This is a genomic window from Microbacterium sp. SORGH_AS_0888, from assembly GCF_030818905.1.
In the GTDB taxonomy this organism is placed as follows: Bacteria; Actinomycetota; Actinomycetes; order Actinomycetales; family Microbacteriaceae; genus Microbacterium.
The window spans coordinates 1,359,362-1,384,877 of sequence record NZ_JAUTAZ010000001.1; the positions used below are offsets into that span (position 1 = coordinate 1,359,362).

23 protein-coding genes and 1 pseudogene are annotated in these 25,516 nt (G+C 70.3%); 18 read left to right on the plus strand and 6 right to left on the minus strand.

Features of this window, described 5'->3' with window-relative positions:
- The first annotated feature begins 5 nt into the window (after positions 1–5).
- The 9 genes from QE381_RS06675 to QE381_RS06715 all read left to right on the plus strand — a co-directional run bounded on the left by QE381_RS06675 (position 6) and on the right by QE381_RS06715 (position 9,021).
- Entirely contained in the window at positions 6–1,100 is a 1,095-nt protein-coding gene (locus QE381_RS06675) for an MSMEG_0568 family radical SAM protein (RefSeq protein ID WP_307216594.1), read from the plus strand.
- Positions 1,100–2,500: an MSMEG_0567/sll0787 family protein gene (locus tag QE381_RS06680; protein ID WP_307220424.1), complete on the plus strand. Its 1,401-nt coding sequence runs from the start codon at positions 1,100–1,102 to the stop codon at positions 2,498–2,500. Before QE381_RS06675 ends, QE381_RS06680 begins: the two co-directional genes overlap by 1 nt.
- Before the next feature lie 169 nt (positions 2,501–2,669).
- Positions 2,670–3,089, plus strand: coding sequence for an MSMEG_0572/Sll0783 family nitrogen starvation response protein (locus tag QE381_RS06685; RefSeq protein ID WP_307220426.1), 420 nt, complete (start codon positions 2,670–2,672; stop codon positions 3,087–3,089).
- A 10-nt stretch (positions 3,090–3,099) separates the two neighbouring features.
- A complete protein-coding gene (locus QE381_RS06690) occupies positions 3,100–4,002 on the plus strand; it encodes a carbon-nitrogen hydrolase family protein (RefSeq protein WP_307216596.1) in 903 nt (300 codons plus the stop codon).
- Complete coding sequence (locus QE381_RS06695) at positions 3,995–4,294, plus strand: MSMEG_0570 family nitrogen starvation response protein (protein ID WP_307216598.1); 300 nt, start codon at positions 3,995–3,997, stop codon at positions 4,292–4,294. The genes QE381_RS06690 and QE381_RS06695 overlap by 8 nt, the downstream gene beginning before the upstream one ends.
- Positions 4,291–5,550 (plus strand): MSMEG_0569 family flavin-dependent oxidoreductase, encoded by a 1,260-nt coding sequence (locus QE381_RS06700; RefSeq protein ID WP_307216601.1) that lies wholly within the window; start codon positions 4,291–4,293, stop codon positions 5,548–5,550. Before QE381_RS06695 ends, QE381_RS06700 begins: the two co-directional genes overlap by 4 nt.
- 32 nt (positions 5,551–5,582) lie before the next feature.
- On the plus strand, positions 5,583–6,437 hold the full coding sequence (locus QE381_RS06705) for a carbon-nitrogen hydrolase family protein (protein WP_307216603.1): 855 nt from the start codon (positions 5,583–5,585) through the stop codon (positions 6,435–6,437).
- A gap of 38 nt (positions 6,438–6,475) precedes the next feature.
- Entirely contained in the window at positions 6,476–7,618 is a 1,143-nt protein-coding gene (locus QE381_RS06710) for an MSMEG_0565 family glycosyltransferase (protein ID WP_307216605.1), read from the plus strand.
- Entirely contained in the window at positions 7,615–9,021 is a 1,407-nt protein-coding gene (locus QE381_RS06715; RefSeq protein ID WP_307220428.1) for an AMP-binding protein, read from the plus strand. The genes QE381_RS06710 and QE381_RS06715 overlap by 4 nt, the downstream gene beginning before the upstream one ends.
- 341 nt (positions 9,022–9,362) lie before the next feature.
- Here the strand turns inward: QE381_RS06715 and nrdF are convergent, their stop codons facing one another.
- The 4 genes from nrdF to nrdH are packed head-to-tail and all read right to left on the minus strand — an operon-like array spanning position 9,363 to position 13,210.
- Complete coding sequence (gene nrdF, locus QE381_RS06720; protein WP_307216607.1) at positions 9,363–10,337, minus strand: class 1b ribonucleoside-diphosphate reductase subunit beta; 975 nt, start codon at positions 10,335–10,337, stop codon at positions 9,363–9,365.
- A gap of 33 nt (positions 10,338–10,370) precedes the next feature.
- Entirely contained in the window at positions 10,371–12,527 is a 2,157-nt protein-coding gene (nrdE, locus tag QE381_RS06725) for a class 1b ribonucleoside-diphosphate reductase subunit alpha (protein ID WP_307216609.1), read from the minus strand.
- Entirely contained in the window at positions 12,509–12,973 is a 465-nt protein-coding gene (gene nrdI, locus QE381_RS06730) for a class Ib ribonucleoside-diphosphate reductase assembly flavoprotein NrdI (RefSeq protein WP_307216611.1), read from the minus strand. Before nrdI ends, nrdE begins: the two co-directional genes overlap by 19 nt.
- Positions 12,974–12,976: 3 nt before the next feature.
- Positions 12,977–13,210 (minus strand): glutaredoxin-like protein NrdH, encoded by a 234-nt coding sequence (gene nrdH / locus QE381_RS06735; RefSeq protein WP_307216613.1) that lies wholly within the window; start codon positions 13,208–13,210, stop codon positions 12,977–12,979.
- A gap of 374 nt (positions 13,211–13,584) precedes the next feature.
- On the opposite strand from nrdH, the gene QE381_RS06740 reads away from it, so the two are divergent.
- The 4 genes from QE381_RS06740 to QE381_RS06755 all read left to right on the plus strand — a co-directional run bounded on the left by QE381_RS06740 (position 13,585) and on the right by QE381_RS06755 (position 17,934).
- Complete coding sequence (locus QE381_RS06740; protein ID WP_307216615.1) at positions 13,585–14,790, plus strand: MFS transporter; 1,206 nt, start codon at positions 13,585–13,587, stop codon at positions 14,788–14,790.
- A 231-nt stretch (positions 14,791–15,021) separates the two neighbouring features.
- Positions 15,022–15,771 (plus strand): alpha/beta fold hydrolase, encoded by a 750-nt coding sequence (locus tag QE381_RS06745; protein ID WP_307216617.1) that lies wholly within the window; start codon positions 15,022–15,024, stop codon positions 15,769–15,771.
- Between the two features lie 44 nt (positions 15,772–15,815).
- A complete protein-coding gene (locus QE381_RS06750) occupies positions 15,816–16,925 on the plus strand; it encodes an acyl-CoA dehydrogenase family protein (RefSeq protein WP_307220429.1) in 1,110 nt (369 codons plus the stop codon).
- A 7-nt stretch (positions 16,926–16,932) separates the two neighbouring features.
- Entirely contained in the window at positions 16,933–17,934 is a 1,002-nt protein-coding gene (locus tag QE381_RS06755) for an aldo/keto reductase (protein WP_307216619.1), read from the plus strand.
- Positions 17,935–17,937: 3 nt separating this feature from the next.
- Here the strand turns inward: QE381_RS06755 and QE381_RS06760 are convergent, their stop codons facing one another.
- Positions 17,938–18,210 carry a metal-sensitive transcriptional regulator gene (locus QE381_RS06760; protein WP_307216621.1) on the minus strand — a complete coding sequence of 91 codons (273 nt, stop codon included), beginning with the start codon at positions 18,208–18,210 and terminating at the stop codon, positions 17,938–17,940.
- Between the two features lie 36 nt (positions 18,211–18,246).
- On the opposite strand from QE381_RS06760, the gene QE381_RS06765 reads away from it, so the two are divergent.
- The 3 genes from QE381_RS06765 to QE381_RS06775 all read left to right on the plus strand — a co-directional run bounded on the left by QE381_RS06765 (position 18,247) and on the right by QE381_RS06775 (position 21,953).
- On the plus strand, positions 18,247–19,521 hold the full coding sequence (locus tag QE381_RS06765) for a DUF445 domain-containing protein (protein ID WP_307216624.1): 1,275 nt from the start codon (positions 18,247–18,249) through the stop codon (positions 19,519–19,521).
- Between the two features lie 18 nt (positions 19,522–19,539).
- Positions 19,540–19,908: a gamma-glutamylcyclotransferase family protein gene (locus QE381_RS06770; protein ID WP_307216626.1), complete on the plus strand. Its 369-nt coding sequence runs from the start codon at positions 19,540–19,542 to the stop codon at positions 19,906–19,908.
- A 176-nt stretch (positions 19,909–20,084) separates the two neighbouring features.
- The gene (locus tag QE381_RS06775) at positions 20,085–21,953 is read left to right on the plus strand and encodes an alpha/beta fold hydrolase (protein ID WP_307216628.1); all 1,869 of its coding nucleotides are present in this window, start codon (positions 20,085–20,087) and stop codon (positions 21,951–21,953) included.
- A 67-nt stretch (positions 21,954–22,020) separates the two neighbouring features.
- Here QE381_RS06775 and QE381_RS06780 read toward each other — a convergent pair.
- A pseudogene (locus QE381_RS06780) lies at positions 22,021–23,020 on the minus strand (LacI family DNA-binding transcriptional regulator).
- Between the two features lie 152 nt (positions 23,021–23,172).
- Between QE381_RS06780 and QE381_RS06785 the strand changes: the two are divergent.
- Both QE381_RS06785 and QE381_RS06790 read left to right on the plus strand, forming a co-directional pair.
- Positions 23,173–24,420 carry an extracellular solute-binding protein gene (locus QE381_RS06785; protein WP_307220430.1) on the plus strand — a complete coding sequence of 416 codons (1,248 nt, stop codon included), beginning with the start codon at positions 23,173–23,175 and terminating at the stop codon, positions 24,418–24,420.
- A 2-nt stretch (positions 24,421–24,422) separates the two neighbouring features.
- Entirely contained in the window at positions 24,423–25,514 is a 1,092-nt protein-coding gene (locus tag QE381_RS06790; protein ID WP_307216630.1) for a carbohydrate ABC transporter permease, read from the plus strand.
- Positions 25,515–25,516 lie beyond the last annotated feature (2 nt).

A 25,516-nucleotide genomic window follows, 5' to 3' on the forward strand; every position in this document is an offset into this window, starting at 1 on the left:
GACACATGACCCCCCACGCCGGCATCGCACCCGCTGATCAGCACCGTGTGTCCACCAGGGTGAGCATCGCCCTGCTCGGCGTCCGCAGCGACGCGCCCGTGCGGCGCACCGGCGGCGCCGGCCCCAGCGACGACGGGCACTTCGTCATCGAGGGCGAGGGAGCCGCGATCCCCCTCAACCCCGACAGTCCCTATGTGGTCTCGCCGTCGGGACGGCTGACCCTCGACGGCGCGGATCTGGGCTTCGACGTGTCCCCCGTCGCCCGGCCCCGGTTCTACGACCTGGAGACCGCCGACGGGATCGCGTACGAGAAGATCGCGAAGCTCCACGGCAGGAACGTGCTCGCCACGACCGTCGTTCAGACCTGCGTGCGGTACGACGAGAGCGAGCGGTGCCGGTTCTGCGCGATCGAGGCCTCGCTGCTGACCGGGTCGACGATCGCCGTGAAGACGCCGGCGATGCTCGCCGAGGTCGCCGAGGCGGCCGTGCGCCTGGACGGCGTCACCCACATGGTGATGACGACCGGCACCTCCAATGGATGGGATCGCGGCGCGAAGCACCTGGCCCGGTGCGTCAGGGCGGTCAAAGCCGCCGTGCCCGGGCTGGAGATCCAGGTGCAGTGCGAGCCGCCGGCCGACCTCCGGGCGATCACGGACCTGTACGAGGCCGGCGCCCGTTCGATCGGCATCCACGTCGAGTCGATGGATGACGCGGTGCGACGGCGCTGGATGCCGGGGAAGTCGCGGGTCGGCATGGACGAGTATCGCGCGGCGTGGCGCGAGGCGGTCCGCGTGTTCGGCTGGAACCAGGTCTCGACCTATCTGATCGTCGGGATGGGAGAAGATCCCGACGAGCTCGTCGAGGGCGCGCGCGAGCTCATCGAGATGGGCGTGTACCCGTTCGTCGTGCCGTTCCGCCCGCTCAAGGGAACCCTGGCCACGGATGTCGACAAGGTGCCGGCCCCGCATCGCGCTGTCCTGGATCGCGTGACGGCCCGCGTGGCCGAGCTGCTGCAGGCGGCCGGGATGCGCGGCGAGGACCAACGGGCCGGTTGCGCCGCGTGCGGCGCCTGCAGCGTGCTGAAGACGGCGGGCGCGTGATGTTCGACGTGCCCGTGCTCACCGGCACCTCGGTGCGGCTGGAGCGGCCGACGTGGGAGATCCGCGTCGCCGACGAGACCGAGGTGTCCGCGTACCGGAGCATCCGCCGCGAGGTGTTCGTCGAGGAGCAGGAGCTTTTCGCCGGCACGGACCGCGACGATGTCGACGACGACCCGCGCGCCGTGGTCCTCGTCGCGGTCGGCCCCGACGGCGACGTCCTCGGCGGCGTCCGGCTGGCGCCCGCGACGAGCCGGGACATCGGCTGGTGGACCGGAGGCCGCCTGGCCGTCCGCCGCAGCGCTCGCCACGCGGGCGGGATCGGGTCGGCCCTCGTCCGCGAGGCCTGCCGCCAGGCGGTGGCGCGCGGCGTCCTGCGCTTCGAGGCGACGGTGCAGGCGCACAACGAGCCGCTCTTCCGCCACCTCGGCTGGGTGCCCTGGGCGACGACGACCCTCGCGGGCGTGCCGCACGTGCGGATGCGGTGGCCGATCGATCGGATCAGCCGCCTGCTCGAGACCACGAAGGGCTCGCTCGGCGAGGTGCTCTCCGGCATCCGGGACGATCATCCCGCGGGACTGGGCGGCGACGGCCTGGTCGGGGACGACGGGGCGCTCGTCCCGGGCACGGATGTCGTCGCGGCCACCGACGCGATCCTGCCCGCCATCATCGACAAGGACCCCGAGTGGGCCGGGTGGTGCGGCGTGCTCGTCAACGCGAACGACCTGTCGGCCATGGGCGCGCACGCGGTCGGGCTCATGGACGCGGTCTCCGCGCCGACGGCATCCTTCGCGCGGCGGATCGTGGCCGGGTTGCGCAGCGCCGCGGTGGCCTGGGACATCCCGATCCTGGGCGGGCACACCCAGCTCGGGGGGACCTCGTCCCTCGCCGTCACCGCCGTGGGACGCACCGCTCACCCGGTCCGCGCCGGCGCCGGCCGCATCGGCGACCGTCTGGATCTCACGATCGACCTGCATGGTCGGTGGCGGCGCGGCTTCGGCCATCGTCAATGGGACTCCAGCTCCACCCGTTCCGGGGAGGAGCTGCGCCACCTCGCCTCCCTCGTGCCCGACCAGCGGCCGGCCGCGGCGAAGGACGTCAGCATGGCGGGCATCGTCGGCACGGTCGCGATGCTCGCCGAATCCGCCGGGAGCGGGGCGCGCATCGATGTCGCGGCCATCCCGTCCCCCGCCGAGGCGCCGTTCGGCGACTGGCTGACCTGCTTCCCCGGGTTCGGGATGGTCACCGCCGCCGGAGCCGGGACGGAGCCCCTCCGCTCGCCCATCGCCCGCACCGCCGCGATCGGCGAGCTCATTCCGGCCCGCGACGTCGTCCTGCGGTGGCCGGACGGCGTCGAGACGACCGCATCGGACGCCGTCGCGACCGGCCTCGGACCCGCCTGACCCGCGCATTCCCCCTCCGACCGACCCCCACCTCGAACCACCGACGAAAGGACCATGACCATGACCGACGACCTCGACGCCCAGATCGCGGAGAACATCGCTGCCTCCCTCGGCGAGATTCCCGCACCCCTCCCTGCCCAAGGGCAGCAACATCTACGGCTCCACCAAGCTGTTCCCCGACTTCCAGGCGGAGAACGGCGAGTCCTACTTCACCCTCATCCACGGCATCCCCCACGAGTCGTCGGTGAGCTTCGTCGCGATCCTCCAGGCGACGCGCGCCCTTCGCAAGGGGTTCGAGTCCGCGATCTACCTGTACGGGCCGGGAACGCTCGCCGCGAGCGCCAACCGCGGCTTCCCGACCACGGGCGACTCGGGGTTCCCGGGCGAGCTGAACACGAACAACTCGCTGGAGACCTTCATCAAGGAGGGCGGCACGGTCTACTGCTGCCGGTTCGGCCTCGCCCTGCACGGCATCCGCGAGGAGGACCTCATCGAGGGCGTCATCCCCGCGCACCCGCTCGACGTCCAGGATGCGCTGATCTACTACGCGCGCAAGGGCGCGATCATCAACTCCACGTACAACCTCTGAGGACACCGGCATGACGATCACAGTCGCGTCCGTCTCGGCGAACTTCACCCGAGATCTCGAGCAGAACTACGCCCTCATCGAGGAGCTCCTGGAACAGGCTCGCGCCGAAGGCGTCTCGCTGGTGGCCTTCCCCGAGGCCGCGCTCGGCGGATACCTCTCCTCGCTGGGGAACCACGGGGACACCGTGAAGACCACCACGCGGTCCATGCCCCCCGCGCTCCGCATCGACGGCCCGGAGATCGCCAGGGTGCAGGAGCTGGCAGGGGACACGATCGTCACGATCGGGTTCTGCGAGCTCGCGGACGACGGGGAGACACGCTACAACGCGGCGGTCTGCTTGGACGGCGGGAACATCTACGGCTCGTACCGGAAGGTGCACCAGCCCCTCGGCGAGAACATGTCCTACTCGGCGGGCGACACCTACCGGGCGTTCGACACCCCGGTCGGTCGGATCGGCATGCAGATCTGCTATGACAAGGCGTTCCCGGAGGCGGCGCGCATGCTCGCCCTCGACGGCGCCGAGATCGTGGTGAGCCTGTCCGCATGGCCCGCCGCGCGCACCGCGACCGCGGAGGACCTGCAGGAGGACCGCTGGACGTACCGCTTCAACCAGTTCGACATCGCCCGGGCGCTGGACAACCAGGTGTTCTGGATGGCGTCCAACCAGTCCGGAACGTTCGGCTCGCTGCGCTACGTCGGAAACGCGAAGGTCGTCGACCCGGGCGGCAACGTCCTGGCCACCACGCTGCTGGGGACGGGCCTCGCGATCGCCGAGATCGACGTCGCCGAGACGTTCCGGACCATGCGGGCGGGGATGTTCCATCTGCGCGACCGGCGTCCCGACGTGTACGGCCCGGTGATCGAGACCGCCGGGGACAACGTGAACGGATGGCGGGAGCTCGCTCATGCCTGAGATGCGATTCGCGGTCCGCTGGCCCGACGGCGCCGAGACCTCCCACTACTCCCCCAGCCTCGTGATGCACGACTTCCTCGTCACGGGCGGGCGATACCCGGTGCAGGAGTTCGTCTCCCGCACGACGGAGGCCCTCGAGGCGGCCAGCGCCCGGGTGCGGGAGAAGTACGGATTCGCGTGCACGTCGGCCATGGCCTCCCAGGAGAGCATCACCGCCAACGCGGCCGGCTACCGCGACGGCGAGGTCACCGTGCTCAGCATGGAGCCGCCGCTGCCGGGAGGCGCCGCATGATCCCGATCACCGTGCAGGACGGCGACCACTACCCCGCCGTCATCGTCGGCGGCGGTCAGGCCGGCCTCGCCGTCAGCTGGCACCTCACGCATGCCGGCATCCCCCACGTCGTGCTCGAACGGGACTCCGTCGCGCACGAATGGCGCGACGGCCGGTGGGACAACTTCACGCTCGTCACGCCCAACTGGCACTGCCGGCTCCCCGGGTACGCCTACGAGGGACCTGCCCCGGACGGGTTCATGACGCGGGACCAGGTCTACGCCTGGGTCCGCGCCTACGCGGACACGTTCGAGACCCCCGTCGCGGAAGGCGTCGAGGTGCACGGCGTGAGCCGACGGCCGGACGGCACGTTCTCGGTCACCACCAGCGCCGGCACGATCACCGCCGACACGGTCACCTCTGCGACCGGCGGGTACCACCGCCCCGTCACACCGGACTGGGCCGACCTCCTGCCCCCGACCGTGGTGCAGATGCACTCGCATCACTACCGCAACGCCGGCCAGCTCCCCGACGGGCCCATCCTCGTCGTGGGCACGGGCCAGTCCGGAACCCAGATCGCGGAGGATCTGCACCTCGAGGGGCGCCCCGTGCATCTCGCGGTCGGCCGCGCTCCCCGGGTGGCACGGTTCTACCGCGGCCGCGACTGCATGACGTGGTTGGCGGAGATGGGCGTGTACGACATCCCCGTCTCGACCCGCGGGCTCGCCAAGCGGGAGTCCACCAACCACTACGTCACCGGCCGCGACGGGGGTCGCGACATCGATCTGCGGGCCTTCGCCGCTCAGGGCATGACCCTCCACGGGCGTGCGCGGGGGATCGCCGACGGCGCCGTCCAGTTCGACGACACCCTCGCGCAGAACCTCGACCACGCGGACTCGGTCGCCGAGTCCATCAAGAACGACATCGACGCCTACATCGCCCGCGAGGGGATCGACGCCCCCGTCGAGGAGCGCTACACCGCGGTGTGGACGCCCCCGGCCGGGCCGAGCCGGCTTCCGCTCGACCGGATCGCCGGCGTCGTGTGGGCGATCGGGTTCCGCGCGGACTGGTCGTGGCTCGACGGCCTCGGCGTGCTCGATCCCGAGGGCCACCCCGCTCACGAGCGCGGCGCGACGGCCGTCCCCGGGTTCCACTTCATCGGCCTGCCCTGGCTGCACACCTGGGGGTCGGGGAGGTTCCACGCGATCGCCCGGGATGCCGAGCACGTCGCCGGCCTGATCTCCGACACGGTCCGAGCCGCGCTCGCGTCCCGCTGAGCCGGTGTGCCGCCGCCGCGTAATCTCAGGGCATGGGTTCCGTGACCATGGCCGCGGTGGCGGCACACTTCGGGCGAGACATCGAACGCACGCTCGCGAAGCTCCCCGGCATCGTCAATGACGCCCGCGAGCACGGCGCCGACCTCCTCGTCCTCCCGGACGCGACGCTCGGCGGCTATCTCCTGGACCTGCACCACCCGGTGGACGACGGGGACAGCATCCCGCACTCCGTCGAGCTCGACGGCCCCGAGGTCGCCGCGATCATCGACATGGCGCGCGACATGACCATCTGCTTCGGGATCGCCGAGCAGAGTCGCAGCGACGGCGTCTGGCACCGGTACAACGCCGCGGTCTGCGTCACCGGCGATGGCGTCCTCGGGGTCCACCGCAAGGTCCATCTCCCGCTCGGCGAGTCCGAGGTCTACGAGCCCGGCACCACCTTCCAGGCGTTCGACACCCCCGTGGGCCGCATCGGGATGCTCATCGACTTCGACAAGACGTTCCCGGAGGCCGCCCGTTCCGTCGCGCTGGACGGCGCCGAGATCATCGCCTGCCTCAGCGCGTGGCCCGCCAGCGTCACGGATCGTTCCGACCGCATCCGCAACGACCGCCAGGCACACCTCTTCGACCTCTACGACTGCGCGCGCGCGGCCGAGAACCAGGTGTACCTCGTGTCCTCCAACCAGACCGGTGTCCTGGGCGGGCTGCGGTTCCTCGGTCAGGCGAAGATCGTGGACCCGGCCGGCGAGATCATCGCCAAGACGTGGGCCAAGGGCGGTCTGGCCGTCGCCACCGCCGACGTCACGGCCGACATCTCGCGCGCCCGGCGATCCCTCCACCACCTCAACCAGCGAGCCGTGCACGCCTACCGGCTCGTCCATCCCTGAGTCCAGACGCCGCGGACAGCCCCGCAGGAAGGACACCGATGCGCATCGCACAGCTGACGTACTCCACCAAGCCGCGCGGCGGCGTCGTGCACACCCTCGCGCTCGCGGAGGCGCTCGCCGACCGCGGTCACGACGTCCAGGTGTGGACGCTCGGACGCGGCGCCGATACGGCCTTCTTCCGCCCCGTGGACGCGCGGGTGGACATCCGCGTGATCCCGTTCCCGCCCCGGGACGGAGAGGACGTGGGCGAGCGCATCGAACGCTCCATCCGGACGATGACGAGCGCGTTCGACATCGACGCGGACGTCGTCCATGCCCAGGACTGCATCTCCGCCAACGCCGCCGTCCGCCGGGGCATCCCGGTGATCCGCACGATCCACCATCTCGACGCCTTCACGACGCCGCAGCTCGTCGAGTGCCACGACAGGGCCGTCACCGAGCCCTTCGCGCGCCTGTGCGTCTCTCATGCCGTGGCCCGAGAGGTCGAGGACGCCTACGGCGTGCGTCCCACCGTCATCCCGAACGGCGTCGACAGCGAGCGCTTCGCCCTCGCCGCCGGCCCCGAGGGCGAGGCCGGGCGCTCCCGCTGGCGTGGACGCCTCGGCGACTACATCCTCGCTCTCGGCGGCATCGAGCCCCGCAAGGGCTCGCTCGATCTCCTGGAGGGATTCGCCATCGCCCGCGCGTCGCATCCGGGGCTCGCCCTCGTCTTCGGCGGAGGCGAGACCCTGTTCGACTATCGCGACTACCGCGCCCGGTTCGATGAGCGCGCCCGCGAGCTCGGCATCACCCCCGTCATCCTCGGCACGATCGACGAGCCGGACCTGCCCGCGCTGGTCGCCGCGGCTCGCGCTCTCGCCTTCGTGTCCACGAAGGAGGGCTTCGGCCTCGCCGCGATGGAGGCCGTCGCCGCCGGCGTCCCGGTCATCGCGCGCGATCTTCCCGTCATCCGCGAGGTCTTCGGCGACACGGTCCGCTACGCGCGGAACGGCCCGCAGATCGCCGCGCGTGTCCACGAGGTCCTCACCGATCCCGCCCCGCGGCGGCGAGACGAGGGCGTCGACCTCGCCGCCCGGCACACCTGGGAGGCCGCGGCCGCCGCGCACGAGGCGTTCTACCGGGAGATGCTGATCACCGGAGGTGCCCGTGGCCCGGGTGTCGTTCTCCCGGATCATCGCTGACCGCGCCCGTACCGACCCGGCGCGCCCGATCGTGGTCGACGCGGGGCGGAGCGCTCACCGCCCGGGAGCTCGATCTCGCCGCGACAAGCCTCGCCCACGCGCTGATCCGCCACGGCGTCGCTCCCGACGACACGGTCGCCGTCGGCCTGCCCAACGGCCGCGACCACGTCGTCGCCTGCGCCGGCGTCTGGCGCGCCGGCGCCACACCGCAACCGGTCTCCCCGGCGCTCACCGACGACGAACGCGATCATCTCGAGAGGATCGGCCGGCCCGCCGCCGCCATCGGCCTCCACCCGGCATCGCCCGGCATCGCCTGGCTGCCGAGCGCCCGCGTCGCGCCCGACGCCCGACCCCTGCCCGATCTCGCGGCATCCTGCTGGAAGGCGGTCCCGACGTCCGGCTCCACGGGACGCCCCAAGATCGTGCGGGCATCGGCTCCTGCGCTGCTCGATCCCGAGAGCCCCGTCGCATCGTTCCTCCCGCATCGGGCCACGCAGCTCGTCGCCGGCCCGATGTGGCACTCCGCGGTCTTCACGTACGCCTTCCGTGGGCTGCTCACCGGGCACCGGCTCGTCATCATGAGCCGCTTCGACCCGCGCGAGTGGCTCGACCTCGTGGAGGCGCACGGCGCCACGTGGGGGATGCTCGTTCCCACCATGATGTCGCGGCTGCTGCGCCTGCGCCCCGAGGTCCGCGATCGGGCGCGGCTGCGCAGCATCGACCGTGTCCTGCACATGGGCGCCCCCTGTCCGCCGGACCTCAAACGCGCCTTCCTCGAGTGGCTCGGTCCGGAGCGGGTCGACGAGGTCTACGCGGGAAGCGAGTCCAACGGTCTCACCCACATCACCGGCACCGAATGGCTCGCCCGTCCCGGCAGCGTCGGGCGGGGAATCGGCGGCACGAGCATCCGTATCCTCGACCACGACGGGCGGGAGCTCCCCGCGGGCCGCCCGGGGCTGATCTGGATGCACCGGGGGGACGCCAGCACGTACGAGTACGTCGGGGCCTCGTCACGCCGGGACGCGCAGGGATGGGACACACTCGCCGACGTCGGCCACCTCGACGACGACGGCTACCTCTACATCCACGACCGCGCGGACGACATGATCAACCGCGGCGGCGACAAGATCGCGCCCGCGACGATCGAGGCCGTCCTGGAGTCGCACCCCGGCGTCCTCGAGGCGGCGGCGTTCGGCGTCCCCGACGAGGATCTGGGGCAGGCCGTGCACGCCGTCGTGCGGGTCGGCGATGCCGACGAGCCGCTCGAGACGTTGCTCGCGTATGCCGCCCAGCGTCTCGGCTCCCGGGCGCCGACCACGATCCACCGCACCACCGAGCCGATCCGCAACGACGCCGGCAAGCTCCGCCGCGCGCGGCTCGCCGCTCGGTACCGGATCGAGTGAGCCGCCTCGGGCCGGCCGACATCCGTCTCGCGCGCCATCCACGTCGCCGACACTCCTGTGCCTCGCGCTGACCTGGCGTTCTGCGTCGAACGGAGCAGCTCTCGTGGCACTAGCGGCACGGCCTGGACGGCACGTCGAATCGACATTCGGCGCCCCAGGGATGCCCGCGCATGCCCGGAAGGTGCGCGCGTGCCACACGCGTGCCGCTCCGAAAGGGCTCTGGTGTTCATCTGTGTCCTCCTCCGCCTCATCGAGAACGCGCGAAAAGAGGCCCGGAGCTGCGATAAACCGCGGTCCGGGCCTCTCACCAGCCCTTGTCAGGGCCGAGCTAGATCAGGGTCTCAGAAGTCCCAGTCCTCGTCCTCGGTGGACACGGCCTTGCCGATGACGTACGACGAGCCCGACCCCGAGAAGAAGTCGTGGTTCTCGTCCGCGTTCGGCGACAGGGCGGAGAGGATCGCCGGGTTCACGTTCGTCACGGTCGAGGGGAACATCGCCTCGTAGCCGAGGTTCATGAGCGCCTTGTTCGCGTTGTAGTGCAGGAACTTCTTGACGTCCTCGGTGAGGCCGACGCCGTCGTAGAGATCCTGCGTGTACTGCACCTCGTTGTCGTAGAGCTCGTACAGCAGCGAGAACGTGTAGTCCTTGATCTCGTCGCGCTCCGCCTCGGTGGCCTTCTCGAGCCCCTTCTGGAACTTGTAGCCGATGTAGTAGCCGTGCACGGCCTCGTCACGGATGATGAGGCGGATGATGTCGGCCGTGTTGGTGAGCTTCGCCTTGGACGACCAGTACATCGGCAGGTAGAAGCCGGAGTAGAAGAGGAACGACTCGAGCAGGGTCGAGGCGACCTTGCGCTTGAGGGGCTCGTCGCCGCGGTAGTAGTCCATGACGATGTGCGCCTTGCGCTGCAGGTTCTCGTTCTCGACGGACCAGCGGAACGCGTCGTCGATCTCCTGCGTCGAGCACAGCGTCGAGAAGATCGACGAGTAGCTCTTGGCGTGCACGGACTCCATGAACGCGATGTTGGTGTACACCGCCTCCTCGTGCGGGGTGACCGCATCCGGGATCAGCGACACCGCGCCGACCGTGCCCTGGATCGTGTCGAGCAGGGTCAGTCCCGTGAACACCCGCATCGTCAGCGTCTGCTCGTCCGGCGTCAGCGTGTTCCACGACTGCACGTCGTTCGACAGCGGCACCTTCTCGGGCAGCCAGAAGTTGCCCGTGAGGCGGTTCCAGACCTCGAGGTCCTTCTCGTCCTCGATGCGGTTCCAGTTGATCGCCTGCACGTGGTTCAGCAGCTGCAGCTTCTCGCCCATCACTCCTCTTTCAGAAAATCCCGGATCAGCGCACTAGAGGGTGCAGCTGACGCAGCCCTCGACCTCGGTGCCCTCCAGCGCCATCTGACGCAGGCGGATGTAGTAGATCGTCTTGATGCCCTTGCGCCATGCGTAGATCTGCGCCTTGTTGATGTCGCGCGTGGTCGCGGTGTCCTTGAAGAACAGCGTGAGCGACAGGCCCTGGTCGACGTGCTGCGTGGCCGCGGCGTACGTGTCGATGACCTTCTCGTAGCCGATCTCGTACGCGTCCTGGTAGTACTCCAGGTTCTCGTTCGTCATGAACGGGGCCGGGTAGTAGACCCGCCCGATCTTGCCTTCCTTGCGGATCTCGATCTTCGAGGCGATCGGGTGGATCGAGGACGTCGAGTTGTTGATGTACGAGATCGAGCCCGTCGGGGGCACCGCCTGCAGGTTCTGGTTGTAGATGCCGTGCTTCTGGATCGAGGCCTTCAGCTCCGCCCAGTCGGCCTGCGTCGGGATGTGGTGGCCTGCGAACAGCTCACGCACGCGCTCCGTCTCGGGCGCCCACTCGCGCTCGAGGTACTTGTCGAAGAACTCGCCCGAGGCGTAGGTCGAGTCCCAGAAGCCCTCGAACACCTGGCCGCGCTCGATCGCGATGCGGTTGGAGGCCCGCAGCGCGTGGTAGAGCACCGTGTAGAAGTAGATGTTCGTGAAGTCCAGGCCCTCCTCGGACCCGTAGTGGATGTGCTCCCGCGCGAGGAAGCCATGCAGGTTCATCTGCCCGAGGCCGATCGCGTGCGAACGGTCGTTGCCGTCCTCGATCGAACGGACCGAGCGGATGTGGCTCTGGTCGCTGACCGCGGTGAGGGCGCGGATGCTGGTCTCCACCGTCTTGGCGAGATCGCCGCCGTCCATCGCGAGCGCGATGTTGAGCGATCCGAGGTTGCACGAGATGTCCTTGCCGATCTGGTCGTAGGACAGGTCCTCGTTGTAGGTCGTCGGGGTGTTGACCTGGAGGATCTCGCTGCAGAGGTTCGACATGTTGATCCGGCCCTTGATGGGGTTGGCCCGGTTCACCGTGTCCTCGAACATGATGTAGGGGTAGCCCGACTCGAACTGGATCTCGGCGAGCGTCTGGAAGAACTGCCGCGCGTTGATCTTCGTCTTCTTGATACGCGGGTCGTCGACCATCTCGCGGTACTTCTCGGTCACCGAGATGTCGCCGAAGGGCACGCCGTAGACGCGCTCCACGTCATAGGGCGAGAACAGATACATGTCCTCGTCGTTCTTCGCGAGCTCGAACGTGATGTCGGGCACGACGACGCCGAGCGACAGCGTCTTGATGCGGATCTTCTCGTCGGCGTTCTCACGCTTCGTGTCGAGGAATCGCATGATGTCGGGGTGGTGCGCCGAGAGGTAGACGGCGCCGGCGCCCTGACGGGCGCCGAGCTGGTTCGCGTAGCTGAAGCTGTCCTCGAGGAGCTTCATGACCGGGATGATGCCGCTGGACTGGTTCTCGATCTGCTTGATCGGCGCACCCGCCTCGCGGATGTTCGAGAGCAGCAGCGCGACGCCGCCGCCGCGCTTGCTCAGCTGCAGGGCGGAGTTGATGCCGCGCGCGATCGACTCCATGTTGTCCTCGATGCGCAGCAGGAAGCAGCTGACCAGCTCGCCGCGCTGCGCCTTGCCGGTGTTGAGGAAGGTCGGGGTCGCCGGCTGGAAACGGCCCGAGATGATCTCGTCGACCATCGCCTCGGCGAGCTGCTGGTCGCCGTCGGCGAGGCCCAGGGCGGTCATGACCACGCGGTCCTCGAAACGCTCGAGGTAGCGCTTGCCGTCGAAGGTCTTCAGCGTGTAGCTCGTGTAGTACTTGAACGCGCCGAGGAAGGTGTCGAAGCGGAACTTCGCGTCGTAGGCGCGCTCGTGCAGCGCCTTGACGAACTCGAAGGGGTACTTCTCGAGGACGGCGCCCTCGTAGTACTCCTTCTCGACCAGGTAGTCCAGGCGCTCCTTGAGGGAGTGGAAGAACACCGTGTTCTGGTTGACGTGCTGCAGGAAGTACTCCCGCGCCGCCCGCTTGTCCGCGTCGAACTGGATGTTCCCGTGCTCGTCGTACAGGTTCAACATCGCGTTGAGCGCGTGATAGTCGAGCCCGTCGAAGCGGGAGTCCGTCTTGAACGTCGTGTCGGTCAGTGCCGCGCCCACCATGTCTCCAATCCGACGCCGATGCGCTCGACGTCCTCTGGCGTGCCGAACAGTTCGAACCGATCCAAGTGCGGCACACGGCACTTGCGGCTGATGATGTCACCGGCGATGCAGTAGGCCTCGCCGAAGTTGGTGTTGCCCGCGGAGATCACTCCTCGGAGCAGGCGTCGGTTTCCCTCGTCGTTGAGGAATCGGATCACCTGCTTGGGCACCGCGCCCCGCTCCTCGCCCCGGCCCTGGCCGCCCCCATAGGTGGGGGTGACCAGGACGAAGGGCTCGTCTACCTGGAGGGGACGATCGGTGGAATGAAGCGGGATGCGGAGATTCCGCATCCCGAGCTTCTCGATGAAGCGCGCCGTGTTGCCCGACACGCTGGAGAAATAGACCAGGAGCACACTCGCGGTCTCGTTCTCGCGGACCGCGGGGACAGGAGCCGTCGCGGTCGTCATGGCTCAGGCCAGACGAGACGCGAGCTCGTCGATCTTGTCGGGACGGAAGCCCGACCAGTGGTCCTCGTCGGTGATCACGACGGGGGCCTGCAGGTAGCCGAGCGCCTTGACCTGCTCCAGCGCTGCGGGGTCTTCGGACAGGTCGTGGATCTCGTACTCGATCCCCTTCGAGTCCAGCGCGCGGTAGGTCGCCGTGCACTGTACGCACGACGGCTTGGTGTAAACGGTGATCGCCATGTTCGGGCCCTCTCCCCTCTTACGGTAGGTGATTCCGGCGTTCCGGCCTGCCGGGACCTCAATACTACATATGGGTGTCGACATCAGGAAGCACCACAAGGGGTAGTAGTTACATCCGTGTAGTTTTTCCTCCGCTGTCCCCATGTACAACACAGGTTGTCCACCGTTTCATCCACAGGCGACGACATCCGCCGAAGCCTGGAAAGACGCTGGACGAGGCCGCTTTCCGCGGTCGCGGGAGCCGCTCTCCACAGGACGGACGCTATGCCGGACCACCGACATCCGGATCTCGCGTCCGGCGTGTCGCACGGCGTGTCGGACGACGCGCCGGAGGCCCGATCAGGTGTCCGCGGTCACGCCTACGATGGATGACCATGGCGGGATACGGCGATCTGGTGCGCACACCGGGAGTGCTGCGCATCATCGCCGCGCAGCTGACCGCCCGTTTCCCGAACGGGATGACGAGCCTCGCGCTCCTGCTGCACATCGAGCACGTGACCGGATCCTACGGGGCGGCGGGGCTCGTGCTGGCGGCGACCTCGGTCGGCCAGGCGATCTCGGGCCCGGTGACGAGCCGCTGGATGGGCATGTGGGGCATGCGAAAGGTTCTGGGCCTCACGACCGTGATCTGCGCCGTGGCGATCACGACGATCGCGCTCGTGGAGATGGTCCTGCCCGCCTACATCGCGCTGGGCCTGATCGCGGGGCTCTCCACGCCGCCCGTGCAGTCCGCGGCCCGCACGATCTACCCCAAGCTCGTCAACTCGCGCCAGCTCACCCCGCTGTTCTCGCTCGACGCCTCGCTGCAGGAGATCATCTGGATCATCGCCCCGGTGCTGATCACCTTCGTCGCCACCCAGATCGGCACGTGGGAGGCGCTCATCGTGATCGTCGTGATCCTGGTCGGCGGCGGCTCGTGGTTCATCCTGTCCCCCGAGGTCGGGCGCGTCCGCATCCCCCGGAGCAAACGCCGGTTCGGCGTCGTGCTCACGCGGCCGCCCGTGCTGCTGGCGACCGTCATCGGGTTCCTGCTCATCGGCGCCTGCGCCGCCGTCGAGGCGGGGGTCGTGTCCACCTTCGGTCACGGCGGCCCGGAGGCGGGCCTCGTCCTGGCGGTGTTCTCGATCGGCAGCCTCGCCGGCGGCCTGACGTTCGGCCACATCCCGATCGGCTCCTGGGCGATGGCCCGCCGGCTCGCGATCGTGGCCGCGGGGCTCGTGCTCACGAGCCTGTCGCTGAACGTGTGGTGGCTCGGCGGCACGCTGTTCGCCGCGGGCATCGGCATCGCCCCGGCGCTCGCGGTGCTGTTCGCGATGACCTCCGCGAGCGTCAAGTTCTCCGACACGGCGGAGGCCTACGGCTGGATCGGCACGGGCCAGCTCATCGGCGCCGCGGCCGGCTCCGCGGTCGCCGGGTTCCTCATCGACGGCACGGGTCCGCAGGGCGCCTACGTCGCCGCAGCCGTCTTCGCCGTGGCCGGCTTCGCCGTCGCGGCCCTGTTCGCCCGGGCGTTCCCCGACCTCCGCCACCGCGATGCGAGCCCGCTGCCCGACACGGAGCCGAGCCCGATCATCACCTGAGCCCCGGCATCCGCCCGCCGCCGCCCCGGCCCGGTGCGTCCGCGCCGCCGTCCGCCCTCCGCAACGGCGGGGATCGTGGCCGACACGCCGCGGCCGAGGCCCGGACGACGGCGTGGCGCGCACGATCCCCGCAGGAGAGGACCGGCGCACGCACACGCCGGCCGCCGCGCCGCCTCGTCACGCAGGGACACCACGCCCCCGCCTCCCCCGAAGGCGTTCTACGCTGGCGGTATGCCCGTACCCCTCTCCCTGCCCACGTGCGCCTGGGGGGCTCCCGACGCATCCCGCCGCGCGCTGCTCGTTCACGGCCTCGGCTCGAACGGCGCTCTCATGTGGCGCTACGGGACGGCCCTGGCCGAGGACGGCTGGCACGCCACCGCGGTCGACCTCCGCGGACACGGCACCGCTCCCCGTGCCCTCGACTACACCCTCGCCGCCTACGCCGCGGATGTCGCCGCCACCCCCGGCGGACCGTGGGACCTGGTGATCGGCCACTCGCTCGGCGGGGCCGCCGCCACGCTCGCCGCGGCCGCCGATCCCGACTGGACACGACGGCTGATCCTCATCGACCCCGCCCTGCACCTGCTGCCGGTCGACCGCGACGCCGTGCGGCACAGCCAGCAGGACAGCTTCGCCGACACCTCGGTCGAGGCCGTCCGCCGGGCGCACCCCCACTGGCATCCGAACGACGTCGAGCTGAAGTCCGCCGCCGCGTCCCAGGCGAGCCGGTGGGCGGTCGAGCAGACGAGCGCCCAGAACCCGGAGTGGAGCGTGCTGGACGCCGTGCCGCGACTGGGCGTCCGGACGCACGTGATCGCCTCCGACCCCGCCGTGCACAGCATCTACGCGGGCAAGATCGACGAAGCGATCGCGGCCGCGAACCCGGCGATCGGGATGTCGATCGTCGCCGGCGCGGGACACTCCCCGCACCGCGACCGACCCGAGGAGACCATCCGCATCCTCCGGGAGGTGCTGGCGTGAGCTTCGACCCCTCGGCCCACCTGCCCGACGAGCTGCTCGAGCGCATGCGGGCCCGCGCCGCCGACTACGACCGCGACAACCGTTTCCCGGACGAGGATGTCGCCGACCTCCGCGCGGCCGGATACCTGTCCGTCCTCGTGCCGCAGGACCGCGGCGGCGCCGGGCTCGGGCTCGCCGAGGTCGCCGTGCTGCAGCAGCGCCTCGCCTCCGCCGCCCCGGCCACGGCGCTCGCGATCAACATGCACCTCGTCTGGACGGGCGTCGCCAAGGTCCTCCGCGACCGCGGCATCGACGATCTCGCGTTCGTGCAGACGGGAGCCGCCGCGGGCGAGCTGTTCGCGTTCGGCATCAGCGAGGCGGGCAACGACCTCGTCCTCTTCGGCAGCGACACGCAGGCCGTCCCGCTGCCCGACGGCGGCTATGCGTTCACGGGCACGAAGATCTTCACCTCGCTGGCGCCCGCGTGGACGCAGCTCGGCCTGCACGGCCTGGACACGACCTCGGCCGACGCGCCGAAGCTGGTCTACGCCTTCGTCCCCCGCACGGACGCCGTCACCACCCGTGACGACTGGGACACCGTGGGCATGCGCGCGACCCAGTCGCGCACGACGGTGCTGTCGAACGCCGTCGCACCCGCCGACCGCGTCGTGCGGCGCGTCGCGCCCGGGCCGAACCCCGACCCGATCGTGTTCGGCATCTTCAGCGTGTTCGAGATCCTGCTCGCGTCGGTGTACACGGGCCTGGCGCGGCGGGCGCTGGACGTCGCGGTCGAGACGGCGAGGCACCGTACCTCCAAGAAGACCGGGCGCTCGTACGCGGAGGATCCCGACATCCGCTGGCGCATCGCCGAGATGGCGCTCGCCTACGACGGCCTGGTGCCGCAGATCGCCGCGATCGCGCACGACGTCGACGTCGCCGCGGATCACGGACCGCGCTGGTTCTCGCTGCTGTCGGGCCTCAAGCACCGCGCCGTGACGGCCGCGAAGGACATCGTCGACCAGGCGGTTCTCGTCGCCGGAGGGTCGTCCTACTTCCAGACCTCCGAGCTCGGACGCCTGTACCGCGACGTCCTCGCCGGCCAGTTCCACCCCTCCGACCCCGAGTCGGCGCACGCGACCGTCGCCAGCGCCTGGCTCGGCCCGGTCCCGAACTAGGAGCGACATGTCCCGCATCCCCACCGTCTCCCTCGGCGACGACCTCGCCGTCAGCGCCCTCGGCTATGGGGGCATGAGCCTGTCGGACGTCTACGGCCCGGTCGACGACGAGACCGCGCTGTCCACCCTTGTCCACGCGGTCGACGCGGGCCTCACCTTCGTCGACACGGCGAACATCTACGGCGCGGGCCGGAGCGAGCGCATCATCTCGCGCCTGCTCGCCCACCGACGCGATGAGATCGTGCTCGCCACCAAGTTCGGCATCGCCGGCGGGGCGATCGGGGCGCGCACCATCCGCGGCGACGCGGCCTACGTGCGCGAGCAGATCGATCTGAGCCTCGGACGGCTCGGCACCGACCACGTCGACCTCTACTACCAGCACCGCGTCGACCCGACCGTGCCGATCGAGGAGACCGTGGGCGCGATGGCTGAGCTCGTCGCCGCGGGGAAGGTGCGCCACCTCGGCCTGTCCGAGTGCACGGCGGATGAGCTGCGGCGCGCGAACGCCGTGCATCCGATCGCGGCCGTCCAGACCGAGTGGAGCATCGTGAGCCGGGATGTCGAGGCCGGCGTCGTGCCGGCGGCGATCGAGCTCGGCGTCGGCTTCGTGCCCTACTCGCCGCTCAGCCGCGCCTGGCTGACCGACGGCTTCTCGCCCGCGCAGATCGGCGAGGGCGACGGGCGCCCGCGCTTCCCGCGGTTCGCGCCGGAGACCCTGGCGGCCAACGCCGCGCTGCGCACGGAGGTGCTGGCGATCGCCGCCGAGGCAGGCCTCACGGGCGCGCAGCTGGCCCTGTCGTGGCTGTTCACCCGCGCCGCGGACCTCGGCATCCCGATCGCGCCGATCCCGGGCTCGCGTTTCGCCGCCCACGTGGACGAGTGGCTGCCGGCGGTCGACGCGCGCCTGTCCGCGGAGACGATGGCCCGGCTGGAGACGGTGGCCGGCCGCATCCGCGGCGATCGCAGCTTCGACCGCGGCTGGACGAGCCAGCGCGGCGAGGCCGCCTGAGCATCACTTTCCGTCGAAGTCGAACGCTTTCAGCAGCTCGGCGACGGCCTGGTCGCGCTCCGCTCCGCCCTCGTCGAACATGTGCGTGACGTGCGTGCGCAGGTGGTTCTCCAGCAGCAGCCGGTTGAGCGACTCGAGCGAGCGCTGGATGGCGCGGGACTGCGTGATGATGTCCATGCAGTACTCCTCGGAGTCGATCATCTTCGAGAGCCCGCGCAGCTGTCCCTCCAGGATGCGGGTGCGGTGCAGCGCACGCTTCTTGATGTCCTCGATCACGGCTTCAGCGTACGCGCCCGTGCGAGGATGACAGCCATGGCCCGCATCCCACCAGAGCTCCTCTCTGCCTCCGACCGGAAGCGGCTGCGGGGGCTGCGCGTCATGAAGGCGATCGCGCTCGGCGCGCTCATCGCGCTCGCGATCGTGTTCCTGATCGCGTTCTCGCTGCAGGATCGCGTGCCCGCCCTGGCCTATGTCCGCGCCGCCGCGGAGGGCGGCATGGTGGGGGCGCTCGCCGACTGGTTCGCGGTCACGGCGCTGTTCCGCCGGCCTCTCGGGCTGCCGATCCCCCATACCGCGATCATCCCGCAGCGCAAGGACGAGATCGGGCGCACCCTGGGGGAGTTCGTCGAGACGAACTTCCTGAGCGCGGAGGTCGTGCGCACCAAGCTCGCCTCCACCCCGATCGCCGCACGACTCGGCGAATGGCTGCGTACCCCCGCACACGCCGATCGGGTCGCCACGGAGGGGGCCGCGATGGCTGCGGGAGTCCTGCGCGCGCTGAGCGACGACGACGTGCAGCAGCTCATCGCCGATCTCGCCCGCGAGCACCTCGTGGTGCCCGAGTGGGGACCGCCGCTGGGCGGATGGCTGGAGCGGCTCGTCGCCTCCGGCGCCCACCACCAGGCCGTCGATCTCGCGGCGGACAACGTCGAGACCTGGCTCGCCGCGAACCGGCAGTCCTTCGCGGGCGTCGTCTCCCGCCGGCTGCCGTCGTGGGTGCCGCGCGTCGTGACCGGCCTCATCGACGAGGCCGCCTACCACGAGGCGGTCAAGTTCGTGCAGGCGGTCCAGGCGGACCCCGACCATCCCGCCCGGCGCGCGATCGACGGCTACCTCGAACGCCTCGCCGACAACCTGCAGCACGATCCCGCCATGATCGGCCGCTTCGAGGACGCGAAGTCGAGCGTGTTCGACTCGCCGCGCGTGCGCGAGCTCGCCGCCGAGGCGTGGGAGACCGCGAAGAGCGGTCTCGTGCGTGCCCTCGACGATCCCACGAGCCCGCTGCGGGTGCGCCTGACGGAGGCGATCGCGCAGATCGGCGAGCGCCTGGTCACCGACGATGCGCTGCGCGGCCGCGTGGACGAGTGGGTGACGGATGCCGCGGGCTTCCTCGTCGACCGCTACCGGCACGACATCGCCTCGATCATCACCGACACGGTCGAGCGGTGGGACGCCGCCGAGACGACGCAGAAGATCGAGCTGATGGTGGGGCGCGACCTCCAGTACATCCGCCTCAACGGCACGATCGTCGGTTCCCTGGCCGGACTGGGCATCTTCACGCTCGCGCACCTGCTGTTCGGACGCTGACCTCGCTACCCTGGGCGCATGGCGGCGGATGCGGACCAGGCACTGTTCGCGTACGGCGTGCTGCGTGACGCCGACGTCCAGCTCGACACGTTCGGACGACGCGTCGACGCGGTCGAGGACGTGCTGCCCGGCCATCGGCTGGAGTACGCGCGCACCGAGGACGCGGGTGTCGGCGCCCGACCGCCCGGCGCGACGCATCCTTTCGCCCGCCGCACCGGCGATCCGCGCGACAAGATCCTCGGCGGCGTGCTGCGGGTGACCGCGGCGGAGCTCGACGCCGCCGACGAGTACCACCTCGGCCGATACCGCCGCGCGAGCGTCACGCTGCTCAGCGGCACGCGTGCGTGGATCTACGTGGGCGAGCCGCCCGCGGCCGGCGCGGACTGACGCCGCCGCAAACGTGCACGTGCGGGGCTGATCGCCACCCGTGAGCCACCTGTGTGCGAGCCGAAAGCTGCACAGATGTGCACGTGTCGTGCATGCATGCGCGGCGTGAGGCCCGGCTCGGATAGCTTCGGCCCGCAGCCTCGCACCCGACGAGGAGTCCTCCAGGAAGGAAGACCATGGCGACGACGCCACCAGACACCGCGGCACCCGCCGCCGACCCCCTCACCCCGCGCCGCAGGTTCTGGCGCGATCGCACCGCCGTCCTGGCGATCGTCTCCGTGTTGATGATGGTCCTCGGCAGCGTCCTGGCCGGCTTCGTGCACGCCAACGGCGGGGCGACGAAGATCACCGAGGTCACGATCTTCAGCGCCACGGGCGAGCACATCAGCGCGCTCGTCTACACCCCCTCGACCGCGACGGCCACGACGCCGGCACCCGGCATCGCGATGTGGCACGGCCTGAACAACCAGAAGGAGTACATGGACCAGACGGCGCTCGAGCTCGCGCGCCGCGGGTTCGTCGTCGTCTCCGCCGACCAGACCGGCCACGGGTCCTCCGACGGCGCCAGCTCGCAGGCGGGATGCGGCGGCCCGGCGACCCTCTCGTACCTGCAGACCCTCGCGACGGTCGACCGCGACCACATCGGCCTGGTCGGGATGTCGCAGGGCGGCTTCTGCGCCGCCACCGCGGCGGCGCTCTCGCAGCCGAACGGCTACTCGTCGGTCTTCTACATGGAGTCCGAGCCCGGCCCGCCCGGCTCGGTCGACGCGACCCCCTACGCCAAGATCCGCAACGCCGCACTCGTGATCGGCGACTGGACCGAGCTGGGCGTCATGATCGCCGTCGGCCACGGCGGTGACGCCGTCCGCTCCCCCGCGCTCATGCCGTTCTTCGGCACCGATCAGCCCATCGTCCCGGGCCAGCTGTACGGCGACATCGCCGACGGCACCGCACGCCTGCTGTACACGGCGTCGGAGGGCCACGCCTCCTCGACCGACTCCGCCGCGGCGATCGGGCACGCCGTCGACTGGATGCAGCGCACGCTGACCGACGGGAAGGGCCTGGCCCCGTCCGACCAGATCTGGCCGTTCAAGCTCGCCGGGACCTCGATCGCGCTGCTGGGCGCGTTCCTGTTCCTCTTCGCCGGCGGCAGCCTGCTGCTGCGCACCCGCGCGTTCGCGGGGCTCGTGCGCCCGGTTCCGGAGTACCGCGGCCTGCGCGGGATCGGCTGGTGGATCGGGGCGATCATCACGACGGCGCTCGGACCGCTCCTGTACTTCTGGGTGTGGAAGAACATGTTCTTCACGCCGTGGATCAACGTGAACGCGCTGTGGCCGCAGACCTTCACGAACGTGTACATGGTGTGGTCGGTCATCGTGGGCGTCATCGCGTGGGCGCTCATCGCCCTGAACCACTTCGCGTTCACGAAGCGCGGCGGCGGCACCTTCGCGTCGTACGGCGTGAGCGAGACCGGTGGCGGGATCGGCTGGGGCAAGGTGGGACGCGCCGCCCTCCTCGTGGTCGCGGTCGCCGCTCCCATCTACGCGATCCTCACGTTCGTCGACGCGGTGTGGAACGTGGACTTCCGGGCGTGGGTCGTCGCGCTCATGCCGATGACGCCGGCGCGGCTCTTCGCCTTCCTCGGCTACCTCGTGCCGTTCGGGTTCTACTACCTGGCCCAGGGCATCCTGTTCAACGGCTTCCTCCGGTGGCGTGGCGGCAAGGCGCCGCTGTGGCAGGAGATGCTCGTGAACTCGATCGTCATGACGGCGGGCACCCTCGTCTGGCTGCTGATCGCCTACGTGCCGCTGTGGTCGGGTGGCCCGATGGTGTTCGGTTCGGACCCGATGTCGGCGACCGCCTCCGGGATGGGCGCGATCTACGCGATCCCGCTGCTCGTGCTGTGGCCGCTGGCCGCCTGCCTGTGGACGTACTTCTTCCGCAAGACGGGCCGGACCTGGGTCGGCTCGATCATGGTGACGGTCGTGATCGTGTGGATCCTGGCGGCATCCGGGGTGTTCGGGATGTGGCCCGCGATCAGCTGAGACCGCCCGCGGCGCCGAGGGCCCGGTTCCGCATCGTGCGGGCCGGGCCCTCGGCGCATCGGGTGGGTCAGCGGACGACCAGGCGCGGCTCGACGAGCACATGGGCGCTTCCGGCGATCGCCGGCCGCGGCGCGACGACGCTGCCCGTCGAGCCCATCAGCAGGGTCGAGCGCCCCCTCGGCGACCTGCTCCGGGAGCTGTTCGACGCTGCTGAGCCCCAACGCCTCCGCGGCGGGGGTGTTGTCGAATCCGATCACCAGGATGTCGTCGCGACCGGCCGCAGCGACGGCCAGTCGCGCGCCGATCGCGAGCGTGTCGCTGGCGCAGACGATCGCCCCGATGGGCACCGCCGCGGCGAGCGCGTCGGCCACCGCGTCCCGGCCGGCGCGCACGTCCTCCTCGGCGACGAGACGTCTTCCGTCGCCGCGCGCCTCCCGCCATCCTCGCTCGCGGTCGTCACCGGTGCCCGAGCCGGCGGGCCAGCCAAGGAACGCGACCGGCCCCGCGGTGTTCTCCCGCGCGTGGCGCGTGGCCTGCGCGGTGCCCGCGGCGCCGTCGACATCCACCCAGAGGTGCGCCGGCGCATCCACGTCGTCGTCGCCCCACGGCCGCCCGAACGCGACGAAGGGCACACCGCGCTCATGCAGCCAACGGGTCCGCGGGTCGCCGTGGAAGGTTCCCGTGATCACGAACGCGTCGACCTCGCCCCCGTCGAGGAGGTCTCGCATGCGCTCGATCTCCTCGAGCGGCGTGCGAGCCGCATAGAGCAGCACCCGCATGCGCCGCTCTCCGGCGCGGTCGGTGAGGGCGTGGACGAAGCGATCGAGCACGACACCCGACACCCCTCCGGCGTAGGGGTCGAGATGCACCCCGATCGTGGAGCTGCGGCGGGTCCGCAGTGCGCGTGCCGCGGTGTGCGGCCGGTAGCCGAGCCGTGCGATCGCCTCGAGGACCCGTTCCCGCGTGCCGGGCTTGACGACATCGGGCGCGTTGAGCACGTTCGAGACGGTCTGGCGCGAGACGCCGGCGGCTCGCGCGACGTCTTCGACCGTCGGCGCCTTCGCCATGGCCACCCCCGATCCTTCGGAACGTTCAAATCGTTATCCTAGGCCGCGGCCATCGGGTTGACAGGAGCCGCCCTGGCTTCGTAGCGTAATGCCCGACGGAATTTTGAACGATCAAATTCCGTCCCCACGGCTCATCGAAGGAGAGAGACATGATGACACGCAGAACTCGGGCAGCCCTCGGCGCCACGACCCTGCTCGGAGTCGGTGCGCTCGCGCTGACCGCGTGCAGCTCCGGCTTCGGCGCGACGACGGAGTCGACCGGCGCGCTCACCGCCTCGGACAAGCCCCTCACCGTCCTGATCGGCTCCTCCGGTGACGCCGAGACGACGGCGGTCAAGGACGCGGTGGCCGCTTGGTCCTCCTCATCCGGAACGGGCGCGACCGTCACGGCGGCGAGCGACATCAATCAGCAGCTGTCGCAGGGCTTCGCCTCCGGCTCGCCCGCCGACGTCTTCTACCTCTCCGCGGACGCGATGGCCGGATACGCCTCCAACGGATCGCTGCTGCCCTACGGCGACCAGCTCAGCAACAAGGACGACTTCTACCCGAGCCTGCGGAGCACCTTCACCTACGACGGCAAGCTGTACTGCGCGCCGAAGGACTTCTCCACGCTGCAGCTGGTGATCAACAGCGACATGTGGTCCGCGGCCGGTCTCACGGACGCCGACGTCCCCACCACGTGGGATCAGCTCGCCGCTGTGGCGACCAGGCTCACGACCGCCGACCACGTCGGCCTGTCGATGAGCGGCGAGTACGCCCGCGTCGGCGCGTTCATGGCGGCCGCCGGCGGCAACCTCATGAACGACGACTCGACGCAGGCGACGGCCGACAGCGCGGCCAACGTCGAGGCGTTGACCTACGTGAAGAAGCTGCTCGACGGCGGCGAGCTGAAGTTCGCGGCCGACGTCGGCGCGGGCTGGGGCGGCGAGGCCTTCGGCACCCAGAAGGCGGCCATGACGGTCGAGGGCAACTGGATAACGGGCGCCCTCGCCAGCGACTACCCCGGCGTGACGTACCGGGTGGTGGAGCTGCCGGCCGGACCGGCGGGCAAGGGCACCCTGCAGTTCACCAACTGCTGGGGCATCGCCGCCGACAGCCCGAACCAGAAGGCCGCGCTCGATCTCGTCGAGCACCTCACGAGCACACAGCAGCAGCTCGCGTTCTCGAGCGCGTTCGGCGTGATGCCCTCGATCCAGTCCGCGGCAGACCAGTGGAGCGCGGCGAACCCGACCCTCGTGCCGTTCCTCAAGGGCGCCGACTACGCGAAGGGCGTTCCGACGGCGAAGGGCGCAGCCGCCGTGGTCACCGACTTCAACGGCGCGCTGGGCAGCCTCGCCACGGGCGATCCGGCCACGATCCTCGACACCGCCCAGAAGAACCTCGAAGCGCTCCTGAAGTAACCATGACCACCGTCTCCGATCGGTCTCGTCGCGGCATCCGTCGCGGCGAGACCGTGTCGGGGTGGCTGTTCACCGCCCCGATGCTCATCATCCTCGGACTCTTCCTCGCCGTCCCCGTGCTCATGGCGCTGTGGGTCAGCGTGAGCGACTGGGGCGGACGCGGCTCGCCCTTCTCGGGATCGGTCGGCTTCGTGGGGCTCAAGAACTATGCCGCGATCCTGCTCGGTGGCGGCCTGGCGGAGCAGGGCTTCGGCATGAGCCTGAAGAACAACGCCTGGTACGTGGTCCTCGTGGTGCCGGCGCAGACGGCGCTCAGCCTCTTCCTCGCGGTGCTCGTCAATCGTCAGGTGCTGCGGGGCAGGAGCTTCTTCCGCACGGCGTTCTACTTCCCGTCCGTCACGAGCACGGTCGCCATCACGGTCCTGTTCCTGTTCCTCTTCTCCACCACGGGCGCCGTCAACGCGGCCCTCGGATGGCTCGGGATCAACGGGCCGAACTGGTTCAACGATCCGAGCGGCATCTTCCACTTCGGCCAGCAGAGCGGCCCGGAGGCGCTCGAGCAGGCGACGGTGCTCGGTGTCCCGCTCTGGGACTGGATCGTCGGGCCCAGCGTCGCGATGTGCGTGTACATCATCATGGCCGTCTTCACGACGAGCGGGACCTTCATGCTCCTGTTCCTCGCCGCCCTCCAGAACATCTCCGGCGAGGTGCAGGAGGCCGCCATGGTCGACGGCGCCAACGCGTGGCAGCGGTTCTGGCGCATCACCCTCCCCCAGCTGCGGCCGACGCTGTTCACCGTCCTGACGCTCGGCCTGATCGGCGGATGGCAGGTGTTCGATCAGATCTACACCGGCACGCGCGGCCAGCCCGCCAAGACCACGTTGACGCCGGCCTACCAGTCGTATCAGGCGTCCTTCCTCGATCAGGAATGGGGACAGGGCGCGGCGATCGCGTTCATCCTCTTCGTGATCATCATCGCCTTCACGCTCCTCCAGCGCTGGATCCTGCGTGAGCGTGCGGTCTCGCGGCGCCGCGTGCGCCCGTACCTGGAGGCGGTCAGACGGGCCGAGCGACGTTCGGGGGACCCGCGATGACG